Below are 12,435 nucleotides of genomic sequence, written 5' to 3'. Positions count from 1 at the left end.
CGGCTTAATGATACCACTCGATCTCGACGCGCTCGACCTTGATATCCGCGTTCACCTGTTGACCATCCGCGCCAAGCAGCTTCCATTTCTTGAAAAGCTGCTGCATCGATTGGACGCTGACTGCTTCCTCGGCGCCGTTCATCACGAATTTCTGCCAATCATATTCAATCGGTATCGGGTAACGGGCCGAATGAATGAGGTGATTATCTATTCGAATCGCCTGCGGCGGGATTTCCTCGTAAACGCTTGAGAACAAAAACGAGCTTTGCTCGCTGTGCGGTCTTGCAATGATATCGGAATTCAACTTTATGACGTATTCGACAATTTGCGTATGGGGATTGACGCGGCAACTGAAGGAGCCCGACGCCGTCGCCGCCTTCTCGACCTTGTGCGACATTTTATATTTAAAGCGGACAAGGAAGGGAACTTTACAATAATAGGCTCGTACCTTTCTAAAAAACTCGAATTCGTCAACCATCATAAGCCTCCCTCCGCCTAACAGCCCTGTATTGTAATCCTACCACTTTTAACTCAAATGGTAAATTACCCCTTAAGAGGCAATCATAATAATAGAATGATACTTTTTTACACAATTATAATAAAGTGTCCACCGTTTCGTCAATGACTATAGTCGCTTTTTAAAGTCCATTCTATAGTATGTTGTTGTGCTTCCATGAAAGAACTATCGTTAGGCTGGGGTGACGTATATGAGTGGAATTTCGAAGCTTATAGGAGAAAATATTCGATCTCATCGCAAAAGAAGAGGACTGAGCCAGGAGCAGCTTGCGCTTCGCGCCGAAATCAACGCTTCCTATATGGGGCAAGTGGAGCGCGGCGAGAAAAACCCGACCATCGACGTGCTTGCCAAGATATCGGCCGCGCTCCAGACGCCGCTCGAACATATCGTCAATGTCGATTCCATGCCTCTCTCGGCGGACGACAACGGCGGGTATGCGGACAAGATCGCCCATCAATTGAACGGCCTGACCGCCCGCGAGCAGGAGGCAGTCTATAAATTCGTGAAGCAGCTCGTTCAATTCAAAGATACGAAATGATAGTTGGAAGCCATAACCCTATTTCATTTCATCCGGCAACGAAAAGAAGACCTGCAGCGGATATAAGCCGTCAGATCTTCTTCTTCGCCAGCGGGGCGAACGCTTCGCAGTCATGTATACAAATGCAAACGCAAACGTAAGCTGTCTTATCCGTTAACGCGACTGTTTCGCGACCGATTTCCGTTGCATCATCTTCCGCTCCATAAGCACGTACTTCGCCTTCTTGATTCTCGCCAGCTCCTTGCGCTTCTCCTCGTCCATCAGCAGCAGCTCATTCATGTTCGCCGTTACGATCAGCAGCGCAAGCGCTACCCAGATGTATCCGAAGACGGCGGGTACGCTAAGCGGGTCGCCGAGCTCAAGGCGCGGAAGCGCATAGACGAGCATCGCAAGCGCAAGCAGCAAATAAAGCAAATGACGGGCTCTCCCCGAAAACATAGCCTTCAACTCCTTCATCCTCATATGCGGCTTGTCATCTTGTCCGCATTATTAGATTATGAACGAGCCCAGCCGGATATGACTCTAGCCCGCGACCGACTTCAGGACATCGTTCAGCAATCGGTTGATATCCTCGAACACGACCGCAAGCTGCCGTTCTGCCTCAAGAACGCGAGCAATCAGCGGATTGACCGCAATGTCCTCGTACTGCTTCGTTATCGCCGCCATCTCCGCTTCGGTCGGCTCTTCGCCGCCCATCATCTTCTGCTGCAGCTCCATCTGGCGGGCACGGAAGCCGTCCATTATCCTCGATGCATCCGGATCAGCATCCATTGCTTGCCTTGCTTCCTTCAATTGCTGCGCTTCCGTACTATCCTTGAGCGCCTTCGCTAAATCATAAGCTTTGTCGTATACATTCATCGGATCGTCTCCCCGTTCGTTTTTTTTCGATTCACAAAGGCTAGATGTCCTCATATGATAAATTAATTCGTGCAAAACACCTATTTTCGTTCCCATCCAATCGTCATCCTCCTGTTTGGAAGGAGCTTTATGATGCTCAAATCGAAAGTAGCCGTACAGGTGATAAGCTCTGGCATGCTGCCGGAGGATACGCTCATGCTGGGCGAAGCTCAGATGAAGCAGCTCCGGATTCCGCAGGGCCAGCATATTACGCTCCGATTCGGTTCGTTCAGCCGTAACGTCAAGGCGATCCCGATCGCCAAGTTCGAAGGGATGCGAGTGAGCCAAAGCCTTGCCAAGAAGATGGGCATCGATCAGAACGCTACATTGGGCGTGCGCTACAAGGAGGATACGTCCTCCGTCGTGCTTGGCCCGTTGATCGGCGTGCTGGTCAGCCGCGATTATCCGAACATGCCGGATAAGCCGTTCGGCTCGATTTCGATGTTTTGCCGGGAGCTCGCCCAGGCTTGCGCGGAGCAAGGCGCGTACGTCTACTTCTTCACCCCGAACCAGCTTGGCGACATGACCTCCGTAAGCGGCTGGGTATTCGCGGGTGGGTGGAAGAAGACCTCCATGCCTATGCCCGATGTCGTCAACAACCGCATTACATCGAGAAAAATGGAGAGCAGACCCAGCGTACAACATTTCCTTAAGGAAGTAAAACTTCAGCATACGACCGTCGTCTTCAACGAGAAGTTTCTCGATAAGGCGGAAGTGTTCGATGCGCTAAAGAAAGACGAGACCGTTGCCCGCTACTTGCCGGAATCTCATCTGCTTCGCAATTACACGATGCTGAATGCGATGTGCTCCCGGTATAACAGCGTCTTCCTTAAGCCGATTCGCGGAAGCTTGGGCAAAGGCATAATCCGCATTACGCGCGCGGAATCGAATAACGGCTATTTGGCGATGTTCGCGACGGCAAGCGGCAGCCGCAAACAAATGTTCAATACCTTGGAGAAGCTTTTCTCTACGATCTCTACCAAGATGAAGACGATCCGTTATCAGATTCAGCAAGGTTTGCAGCTCATCGAAATTCAGAAGCGGCCCGTCGACTTCCGCGCGCTCGTGCAGAAGAACGCAAAGGGCAAATGGGCGATTACCTCCATCGTCGCCCGTACGGCGGGCGATCAGCACTTCGTATCCAATCTAGCCCGTGGCGGAACGCTTAGCACGGCGGCTGAGGCGATCGGCAAATCCAACCTGCAGAACGGGATTAACAAGCATGAAGCCTCTGTGAGGCTGCGGCAAGCGGCGCTCCATATTGCCAAAGGCGTCGATGCGCAAATTCCCGCCCATTTCGGCGAGCTCGGCATCGATCTGGCGATGGATACGAATGGCCGCGTTTGGCTGCTCGAGGTCAACTCCAAGCCGTCCAAAAACGACAATACCCCTCTTAACGATAACAAAATACGCCCTTCCGTGCTTGCGCTTATCCAATATTCCCGTTTTTTGTCGGGCTTCTGACGGAGGCTGCCATGAACATGAACATGAATATGAACATGAATATGAATTTGAATAATAAATTGACCATGAGCCTGCCGATTATCGTTATCGGAATCTATGTCGCATCGATCATCTCCGCCGACGAACAAGAGCCTCGCTTGCCTGAATCGTCCTTCTATCGTCAGCTTGGCTTAGCCGCCAAGCGTCTACGTATGATCCTTTATGTATTCACGGCAGAGAGCTGGCAGCCCCGCACTCGTGAGTTGTTCGGGTATCAATGGCAAGGCGGCAGATGGCTTCGGCGGCCATGCCCGCTTCCCGATGTCGTCTATGACCGGCGATTCTTCACCGATTCGAACAAGCGGCGAAACAGTCGCGATGTTTTAACCCAAATAAAAGAAGAAAAGCCGCATATCCTTCTTAACAGCAGCTTGCCCGCCAAGCTGAATGTCTATGATGCGCTTAAGCAAGACGAGAGGCTGACGGCTTATCTCCCCGCTACGCTGCCCTATAGATCCGCCTCCCAGCTGGAGCCGCTGCTTGAATCCTATCCCGCGGGCCTTGTGCTTAAGCCGGAGGCCGGCATGCACGGGCTTGGCGTCATTCATATGAAAGTGAATTCAGAAGACAATCGGGTGCATATACATGGACGAACGCGGAGCAATATGATTTTTACCAAAGCGTTCTCCCCTGGTCTTAACTGGAAGCAATGGGTGGAGCGCGCCATTAACCGCATACCTTATATCGTGCAGCCCTACTTGCCGCTAAGCGACAAGGAAGGCATGCCCTTCGACATTAGAGCCCTGCTGCAGAAGAACGAGCAAGGCCTTTGGCGTTTGTCCGGCATAGCCGCACGCCGGGGCGCCCAAGGCGGGCTAACATCCAATTTGCATGGCGGAGGCGGCGCATTGCCGCCGCTAAGCTTGCTTGAAGCCAACTATGGCAAGCCGCACGCCGAACGTTTGCTAGAACACATCCATATGATAAGTGAGCAGGCAGCAGAGCAGCTCGAAAGCCGCTTCGGCAGATTCGCGGAGCTTGGCTTTGATTTTGGCATTGAGCCAGATGGCCGGTTATGGCTGCTTGAAGCGAATTCGAAGCCGGGCCGCGCCTCGTTCCGTTTAATCGGCGACGATGACGCCGGGCGACATTCCATTGAACGTCCCCTCTTATACGCTAGGTTTATCGCGAGACGATTATATGCTACAGCGGCAGTCCATGAATCCGCAAACGGCCGACAAGCGCGGGATGATAAGCGGCAACGGCCTTTCAACGTTCAGGAGGTTCATCGATGAGTTTGACAACGTGTAATGTTCACTTTTCCCCGCAGTCCGATAAAGTCATTTATTTGTCCAGCCCGTTGCTCAAGCAGCTTAAGCTGGCCGGCAAAAAATCGATCCATCTCAAACTAGGCAACGAAGTCATTACGACCGAGCTCCGATCGCTCAAGCGCTCGGGCAACCATCTCTACCTGTCCGCTGGCGTAAGGCAATTGATTAAAGTGCCGAAGTCCGGCAACGTTTACGTTCTGAACAGCGGCGAGAACGAAGTACAGATCGGGCCGCTCGTCGGCATATTAAGCGACTCGGGCCTCCGTTCCGAGAGCAATCCGTTCGGCGGGCGCACGAATTTCATTAAACAAATTATTCGCATGGGCGAGCATAAAGCATATTTATTCGGCTTCACGCCAAGCGACATCAATTGGCAGCTCGAGACCGTCAACGGCTATTTCCTGAGCCCGCAAGGGGGCTGGTATCGCAAGGTCGTTCCGCTTCCCGATGTCGTCTATAACCGTTTGCCGAACCGCAAGGCGGAGTTCTCAACGTCGATCAGCTCGCTTCGGGAGAAGTTCGTAAGACGGAAAATCCCTTTCTTTAACTGGAGCTTCTTCAATAAATCCGATGTGTATAAGCTGCTCGAAAACGATCCCGAAGCTCTGCACCATTTGCCTGAATCGGTATCGAATCCGACGTCGGAGAAGATGAAGGAGATGCTCGAGAAGCATCAGTTTCTCTATTTCAAGCCGACGGCGGGCAGTCTCGGGGTTGGCATCTATCGGCTGACCTACCATCCTAAGCGGGGTTATTTCGTTCGTTACCGCAAGGGCAGGGAGAACGTCCTGCTGCGCTTCCCGAACTTCACCGGCCTAATGCGCATGCTGCAAGCCCGGCATGGCAACACGCTTAATCAGTATGTCGTTCAACAAGGAATCCGGCTCGTAGAGATCGACAGCTGCCCGCTCGACTTCCGCTTCCACATGCACAAGAACGGCAAGAACGAATGGGTCCCCGCAGGTATCGGGGCGAAGAAGGCCGGCCGGGGCAGCGTTACGACCCATGTGAAGAACGGCGGACAACTTATGACGCCGGAACAAGCGCTTAGCCGAACGTTCGGCGGGCAAGCCGATGCCGTGCTGGACAAAGCAAAGAGCGTCGCGATCAAACTGTCTGAAGCCATCGAACGCAATTACCCTCATCGTCTAGGCGAACTCGGACTCGACCTTGGCATCGACAAGGACGGTGAAGTATGGATGTTCGAGGCGAACGCTAAGCCGGGCCGGTCCATCTATAAGCATCCGGCGCTTCGGTCGGAAGGCCGCGCTTCGGTATCGTTCATTTTGGAGCATTGTATGTATCTTAGCCGCTTCCAAGGAGGTAATGGCTAATGGAGAGCTTGCTTCCGGATGAGACGGACATCAGAGAGCTTCGCGCCGGCAGAACGGTACTCGCCATACTGACCATCGATGACGACACTCAGATCTTCCGGGGCAATCGCCATAACTTCATCGATATTATTCGCATGGGTCAAGGAATGGGGTTCATCGTCTACGTCGTGACAGTGAAAAACTTGCTGTTAACCCGGAGCAACCTGAACGGTTATGTGTACAACGAGGAATCGGAGAGCTGGCTGCCGCGGCTGCTGCCGTTCCCCGATATTATCTACAATCGCATTCCGCATCGCGAGGACGAGATGATTCCGGCCGTCAAGCAGAAGATCGCAGCCTGTCAGAAGCACCCTCGCGTCAAGCTGTTCAATCCTTCGTTCTTCAACAAATGGGAGATGTTCGAATGGCTTCGCGACTCCAAGTTCACCAAGCCCTTCATCCCCACGACCCGCAAGCTGATGTCGCTCTCGAGCTTAGGCCGCATGATGGAGAAGTATTCCTATATTTACTTGAAACCTGAGAGCGGCAAAGCCGGCAAAGGCATTATGACGATCACGTTCCAAGCCGCGAAGGGGCTTCCGTATCGGTTGAAAATACAAGAGAGCAAGAAAAGCTCCACTTACAACTGCAGCTCGATTACGAAGCTATGGAGCCGGATTCAGAAGGAAAGCGGCGGAGAAGCCTACATTGCCCAGCAAGGCATCAAGCTCGCCTCCTTCAACGATCGCCAATACGATCTGCGTGTTCTCGTGCAGAAGAATAGCCGCGGCCAATGGGACATTACCGGCATCGGCGCCCGTATCGCGGGCAGCTCGAGCATCACGACGCATGTGCCGCGCGGTGGCATGATCGAAGATCCGGAGAAGCTTCTCGTATATACATTTAATGAGGATAACGCGCGTAAGCTGTTAATAAAAGCGAGAAACACCGCCATCCTCATCGCCAAGCAGATCGAGCGGGCATCGAAATATTTGCTCGGGGAGATGTCGATGGATCTGGGTATCGATAGCGAAGGAAGCATTTGGTTCTTCGAAGCGAACTCGAAACCTATGAAGTTCGACGAGCCGCATATCAGGCAGAAGTCATTGGAGCGCATATTTCATTACAGCTCCTATCTGGCTAGGAAAAAATCGAGCAAGGCGGGAGGCATGTAACGATGGACCTAGAGCTGCTTACGCAGGGCAGATGGCGTTCCGAGAAGAAGAGACTGATCGGCTTCGCCCTTCGCTTCGGCGATAAGCGGCTTGCCGTTGCGACAATGCATGCGCTGCGCACGTTGGACGATCGTTTCCTCGCTGCGGACGCGCACGGCGTCTTCGGAGCGGTCATCGTCGTTGCGACGCACGGGAACCGCATCGTCGGCTTCGGCTTCGCTGCCGATCGCGGCGAAGGAGGCAGCCTGGTCGTCGTGCATCCCGATGCGCGAGGACTGGGCATCGGCGCCAAAATCGTAGAAGCGATGATTGGACGGCTCGGTTCGATGACATGCAACGTCGCAGCCGACAACACCGCCAGCATGGCGATTTGCTTCAAGCTCGGCATGAAGGCCGTATCTATGCACCGAGGACCGACAGGCAAGCCGACGCTGCGCTTCGAGAAAACGTCCTCCGCGGAAGCGCCGGTCAGCGTCTGAAAGAAAGCTTCATTCACAGATTTAAAGGACACTGCTCTACGCTAAATAACGGCCGTCCCGGCTGCGTTATTACGCAGCCGGGACGGCCGTTATTTGTCTTGTATCCGATTAGCTTATGGATGCCTGATCATACCGATCGATCAATTCGCGAAAATCCGATAGAAGAACGTCCGCGTCCTCCAACTCGTTCCGCTTGCCGTAGCTCGCATAGGCGCAGCCGATCGTCGTCAAGCCGTTGCCCTTGCCAGCCTCCACATCCGAGGAGCGATCCCCGACCATCCAGGCCGGCCCAACGCCATGATCGCTCAGCAGCTTGGCAACAAGGTCCACCTTGCTGGATGTGCCGTATTCACCGGCGCTGTACAGGCCATCGAATAATGCCGCGATTCCTTTATGCAGCGCGACGCCCTTCACATACGCCTCGAGCCCATTGCTTGCGACGAACAGCTTGACGCCGCGCTCCTTCAGCGCTGCAAGCGTCTGCTCCACGTACGGGTAAAGCTCACCCTCCCCCGCCTCCAGCCCTTCCAGTTCGTACTGAAGCATAAGCACGTCAGCCCGCCTTCTCGCAGCCTCGGAGCTATCCGGCATAATCTGACGCCAGATGTCTTCCAGCAGCATGCCTAGACAGCTAAGCAGCTTATCGACAGGCGGCGTTTCGTTTAAATACAGCTTCTCCTCGCGGAGCGTCTCGAACAACCGCTGATGGACCCGTACAAGCAGCGTTTCGGTCTCGAATAAAGTGCCATCCATATCGAAAATAATCGCTTCCGGCTTTGTTAATTTATCCTCGCTCATGATGCGTTGGTCGCCTCCGTTCCGTTACTTACCTTATCATACCGAAGCGAAGGAGCGCCCCGCAACCCGGTCACTATGATTTCACCCATAAGCGGCTTGCGAGCTTCGAGAGCGTATAAGGACCAATATAAGCGCCGCTTGCCAGAAAGGCGGGATTAATGAGCACAAGGTGCACCTCCGTCATGAACACGGTGCCTCTCATAATCGTGCTTGCCGCTGCCGACGATGCAATGACGAAGAACAGGAAGAAAGCAACAACCGCCAGCCCATCGCATAGGCGTCTCCAGCTGGCGCTTTTTCCGCAAAGCCATCCAAGCAGGACAGTCCCTGCCGCAAGACCGATACCGCTCCAAACCATCATAATAATCACCTCTTCCAGACAAGCATTGGCGATAAGGCAATGGAATAAACGCCTATGCAAATAATGAACCTATCGTATTGTAAATTGGATTCGGATATGTCACACTGTTTGGGGGCAAGCGCTTTGAAAGACTAAGAAGCCCTGTAGGAAAGGACGTGAAGTTAAAAGCATGATGATATGGCTGCTTCGTTCCATGACAGAGTTAAGCTCGCGCAAATGGATTTCCCGGCTGACCGGAGGATTCGCCCAGTCGGCTGCCAGCCGCCATTTAATCGCCCGGTTTGCATCCATGTACGGCATTAAGGTCGAGGAAGCCGAGAAGCCCCTCACTGAATATAGAACGTTGAATGAATTTTTCACCCGGAGACTGAAAGCCGGCATGAGACAAATCGATAGCAACCCGGATCAGGTAGCCAGTCCCGTCGATGCTCTCGTCACCGGAGCGGGCACCATCCGCGAAGGGACGATCCTGGACGTCAAAGGACAAAATTATACCGTCGAGGAGCTGCTCAACCGCTCGCCGCGCGCAGCCTCCTATCTGGGCGGCTATTACATGGTCTTGTATTTAAGTCCTACCGATTATCATCGCATCCATACGCCGGTAACGGGCACGGTCGTCGAGCGGGAGCATGTAGCAGGCAAAGTCTATCCGGTGAACGACTTCGGACTTCGCCATATGCGCAGAGTGCTAAGCCGCAATGAACGACTCATTACTTACATACGAAACGGGTTCTGCGAGACGGCGGTCGTAAAGGTCGGCGCAATGAACGTCAGCAGCATCAAATACGTCGAGCCGCAGCTCGACGAGGTCGTCAAGGGCGATGAGCTCGCCTACTTCGCCTTCGGCTCGACCGTCGTGCTGCTAATGGAGGATGACAGCTTCATCCCTCGCGACGATATGCAAGTTGGCCTCAAGGTTAAGATGGGCGAGCGTCTTGGGCGTTTGTTACCGAAGCCATAGCAAAGAAAAAAAGACTTCTTCCCTTGCCGTCCAGTGCCGACGCGGAAGAAGTCTTCGTTATTTTATCGCTAATGTAACTATCGGCTTGTCCGGCCTCTTTAACGGATCTCCGAGGGACTTCTGCCCGTATACTGCTTGAACTGGCGGCTGAAGAAGAAAATATCGCGGTAGCCGAGCGCGTCGGCCACCTCGGTGACGTTCATGCCCGCGTGCATAAGCAAATGCTGAGCGCGCTCGATTCGGGTTCGAATCATATACGTCTGGACGGACATCCCGATCATTTCCTTGAATTTCATCGAAAAATATCTAGGCGACAGCTGAGCGCGCATCGCCAAATCTTCGACGCGGTGCGCGATGCTCGGATTTTGGCGGACGTAGTTGGCGATTTCGTGAATGGCTTCCGTCAACTGATTGCTCGCTTTCTTCTCCACCGGCGCCTCATTGTCCTCGCGCAGAAGATGGATAATAAGCTGTTTAAGCACCAGCTTCGCTTCCTCTTCCGCCGCATACGTTTGTACGAGAAATAATCGAACGTATCGCGAGAGCATATATTCGAAATCGACCGTATCCGTAAGCACCCGATGACGCTCCGGCACATGATCGACAACCTCGTCCACTTTGAAATGGATATAGGTCAATACGAGAGGCTTCTGTGGATTATGGGTCGCGCTCGTGTAATCGCCGGGCCGGAACAAGAAGCAGCTTCCTTTGCTCACTTCGTAGATCGTACCGTTAATTTCCACTTCCCCTTCGCCGCTCCATACATAGAATAGATCGTAATTAGGTATCGGCTTCTCGCGTCTTGCCCAGCGCCATCCAGGCTCGCAGACGATCTTGGCAAAGGCAGGCTGCAAAACTAAAGAATCGGGCGATACGTGCAGCATAAAAAATCCTCCCCCGCCTGCGAAACGAACCGCTGTCCATCCCGTTTCGGAACAGCAATTGTTGCGCGGGCCCGTTATAGGCAGCTAAAGCTTAAAGCGCAGCAACCGTTGTTGCATGGCTAAACATATGACGTCATCATACAACAGCGATAAAGTTTTGCGCAAGCTGTACGGCGATGCAGCGAAAATTCGCAAAAAATTTGATATGAGAATGGTTTGCAGCTTAGAAAAAATGTTATAATAGCACCCGATAAGTAGATTTGGGCTGTAACGCGTCGCAGACCGGCAGTCCAATCCGATATAAACCTATACGAATCATCTCGGAAGGATGGAATGAAGTCTAATGAACCCACTTGCAAAGCAGTTAAATGAGACGTTGCAAACGGAAAATCCGAACGTCTACGCCATGTTGTCGGCTTTAGGCAAAGCGATTTATTTTCCGAAGGAGGGCATCCTCAGCCAATCCGCTGAAGCAAAGACGAAAGCTAAGAAATTCAACGCTACGATCGGAATTGCGACAGAGGGCGGAGTGCCTATGCATCTCAAAGTGATTCAAGAGACGCTGACCGCTTATCATCCGAAGGATCTATACGAATATGCACCTCCTGGCGGCAAGCCGGAGCTTCGCTCTGCTTGGCGCACGAAGATGATTAAAGATAATCCGTCTCTTGAAGCGAAGAGTTTCGGGACGCCCGTTGTTACAAATGCGTTGACGCACGGCCTTAGCATCGTTGCCGACCTGTTCGCCGATGCCGGAGACGCCGTAGTCATTCCAAATAAAAACTGGGAAAACTACGAGCTCACGTTCGGCGTACGCCGCGGCGCGGAGATCGTCGAATACCCGCTATACAACGATGAAATGAAGTTCAACAGCCAAGGCCTTCGCGAAGCGCTGCTCGCGCAGAAGGACAAAGGCAAAGCGATCGTTGTGCTTAACTTCCCGAACAACCCGACAGGCTACACGCCGGGGCCTCAGGAAGGCGATGAGATCGTAGCTGCAATCCGCGATGCGGCGGAAGCCGGCATTCATGTCGTGGCCGTTACGGACGACGCTTATTTCGGACTGTTTTTCGAAGATTCCTTGCATGAGTCGTTATTCTCCAAGCTTGCCGAGCTTCACCCGCGCGTGCTTGCGATCAAGGTTGACGGCGCTACGAAGGAAGAGTATGTATGGGGCTTCCGCGTAGGCTTTATTACGTACGCTTCTTCCTCGGCATCCTTGCTTGCCGCGCTGGAGCAGAAGACGCTGGGCATTATTCGCGCTACGATCTCCAGCGGACCGCATCCGTCGCAGACGTTCGTGCTTCGCGCTTTGCAAGCGCCAGAGTTCGAGCAGCAGCGGGCCGAGAAATACGAGATTATGAAAGGCCGCGCCAATACCGTTAAGAGCTTGCTCGACAGCGGTCGCTACGGCGACGTGCTCAGCTACTATCCGTTCAACTCCGGCTACTTCATGTGCCTCAAGCTAAGCGGCGTAACGGCCGAGGCGGTTCGCAACCGCCTGCTGGACGAATACGACATCGGTACGATCGCTCTTGGCGAGACCGATCTGCGCGTGGCGTTCTCCTGCATCGAGGAAGAGAATTTGGAAGAACTGTACGACACGATCTTCAAAGCGGTTCAAGAGCTGCTTGCGTAATAATCGAATTTGATTCATAAAAACTTAATCCCCCTGTATAGCGGAACGCTTGGGTTAGCCCAAGGTACTGTTCGCTGTCAGGGGGATTTCTTTTGCCGT

The 12,435-nt window shown here is 53.2% G+C and carries 14 protein-coding genes; 8 read left to right on the top strand and 6 right to left on the bottom strand.

Annotated features, from left to right (window positions below):
* Positions 1-4: 4 nt before the first annotated feature.
* Positions 5-481, bottom strand: a complete 477-nt coding sequence (locus J2T14_RS16465; RefSeq protein WP_307472446.1) for a hypothetical protein — start codon at positions 479-481, stop codon at positions 5-7.
* A gap of 226 nt (positions 482-707) precedes the next feature.
* Here J2T14_RS16465 and J2T14_RS16460 point away from each other — a divergent pair, with 226 nt between their 5' ends.
* Entirely contained in the window at positions 708-1,055 is a 348-nt protein-coding gene (locus J2T14_RS16460) for a helix-turn-helix domain-containing protein (RefSeq protein WP_307472444.1), read from the top strand.
* 153 nt (positions 1,056-1,208) lie between these two features.
* Here J2T14_RS16460 and J2T14_RS16455 read toward each other — a convergent pair whose 3' ends face one another.
* Positions 1,209-1,493 (bottom strand): hypothetical protein, encoded by a 285-nt coding sequence (locus J2T14_RS16455; protein ID WP_307472442.1) that lies wholly within the window; start codon positions 1,491-1,493, stop codon positions 1,209-1,211.
* Between the two features lie 84 nt (positions 1,494-1,577).
* Complete coding sequence (locus tag J2T14_RS16450; protein WP_307472440.1) at positions 1,578-1,913, bottom strand: YlbF family regulator; 336 nt, start codon at positions 1,911-1,913, stop codon at positions 1,578-1,580.
* Positions 1,914-2,045: 132 nt separating this feature from the next.
* Here J2T14_RS16450 and J2T14_RS16445 point away from each other — a divergent pair, with 132 nt between their 5' ends.
* From J2T14_RS16445 to J2T14_RS16425, 5 genes are read left to right on the top strand one after another with little or no spacing between them, the layout of a single operon-like run.
* Positions 2,046-3,416, top strand: coding sequence for a YheC/YheD family endospore coat-associated protein (locus J2T14_RS16445; RefSeq protein WP_307472942.1), 1,371 nt, complete (start codon positions 2,046-2,048; stop codon positions 3,414-3,416).
* A 17-nt stretch (positions 3,417-3,433) separates the two neighbouring features.
* A complete protein-coding gene (locus J2T14_RS16440) occupies positions 3,434-4,690 on the top strand; it encodes a YheC/YheD family endospore coat-associated protein (RefSeq protein WP_307472438.1) in 1,257 nt (418 codons plus the stop codon).
* A complete protein-coding gene (locus J2T14_RS16435) occupies positions 4,687-6,060 on the top strand; it encodes a YheC/YheD family endospore coat-associated protein (RefSeq protein WP_307472436.1) in 1,374 nt (457 codons plus the stop codon). The genes J2T14_RS16440 and J2T14_RS16435 overlap by 4 nt, the downstream gene beginning before the upstream one ends.
* Entirely contained in the window at positions 6,060-7,214 is a 1,155-nt protein-coding gene (locus J2T14_RS16430) for a YheC/YheD family endospore coat-associated protein (protein ID WP_307472435.1), read from the top strand. Before J2T14_RS16435 ends, J2T14_RS16430 begins: the two co-directional genes overlap by 1 nt.
* Before the next feature lie 2 nt (positions 7,215-7,216).
* A complete protein-coding gene (locus tag J2T14_RS16425) occupies positions 7,217-7,693 on the top strand; it encodes a GNAT family N-acetyltransferase (protein WP_307472434.1) in 477 nt (158 codons plus the stop codon).
* A gap of 108 nt (positions 7,694-7,801) precedes the next feature.
* On the opposite strand, the gene J2T14_RS16420 is transcribed toward J2T14_RS16425, so the two are convergent.
* Together J2T14_RS16420 and J2T14_RS16415 are read right to left on the bottom strand one after the other, a co-directional pair.
* The gene (locus tag J2T14_RS16420; RefSeq protein ID WP_307472432.1) at positions 7,802-8,491 is read right to left on the bottom strand and encodes an HAD family hydrolase; all 690 of its coding nucleotides are present in this window, start codon (positions 8,489-8,491) and stop codon (positions 7,802-7,804) included.
* 73 nt (positions 8,492-8,564) lie between these two features.
* Entirely contained in the window at positions 8,565-8,852 is a 288-nt protein-coding gene (locus J2T14_RS16415) for a hypothetical protein (protein ID WP_307472430.1), read from the bottom strand.
* Between the two features lie 169 nt (positions 8,853-9,021).
* On the opposite strand from J2T14_RS16415, the gene asd reads away from it, so the two are divergent.
* The gene (asd, locus tag J2T14_RS16410; RefSeq protein WP_307200462.1) at positions 9,022-9,813 is read left to right on the top strand and encodes an archaetidylserine decarboxylase; all 792 of its coding nucleotides are present in this window, start codon (positions 9,022-9,024) and stop codon (positions 9,811-9,813) included.
* A 98-nt stretch (positions 9,814-9,911) separates the two neighbouring features.
* Here the strand turns inward: asd and J2T14_RS16405 are convergent, their stop codons facing one another.
* Complete coding sequence (locus J2T14_RS16405) at positions 9,912-10,697, bottom strand: helix-turn-helix domain-containing protein (RefSeq protein WP_307472428.1); 786 nt, start codon at positions 10,695-10,697, stop codon at positions 9,912-9,914.
* Positions 10,698-11,040: 343 nt separating this feature from the next.
* On the opposite strand from J2T14_RS16405, the gene J2T14_RS16400 reads away from it, so the two are divergent.
* The gene (locus tag J2T14_RS16400; RefSeq protein ID WP_307472426.1) at positions 11,041-12,336 is read left to right on the top strand and encodes an aminotransferase class I/II-fold pyridoxal phosphate-dependent enzyme; all 1,296 of its coding nucleotides are present in this window, start codon (positions 11,041-11,043) and stop codon (positions 12,334-12,336) included.
* Positions 12,337-12,435: the final 99 nt, after the last annotated feature.

Source organism: Paenibacillus harenae (assembly GCF_030812415.1).
Classification (GTDB): Bacteria; Bacillota; Bacilli; order Paenibacillales; family Paenibacillaceae; genus Pristimantibacillus; species Pristimantibacillus harenae_A.
The sequence above is the reverse complement of the archived record's forward strand: the minus strand, read 5'-3'. Positions and strand labels throughout refer to the sequence as shown.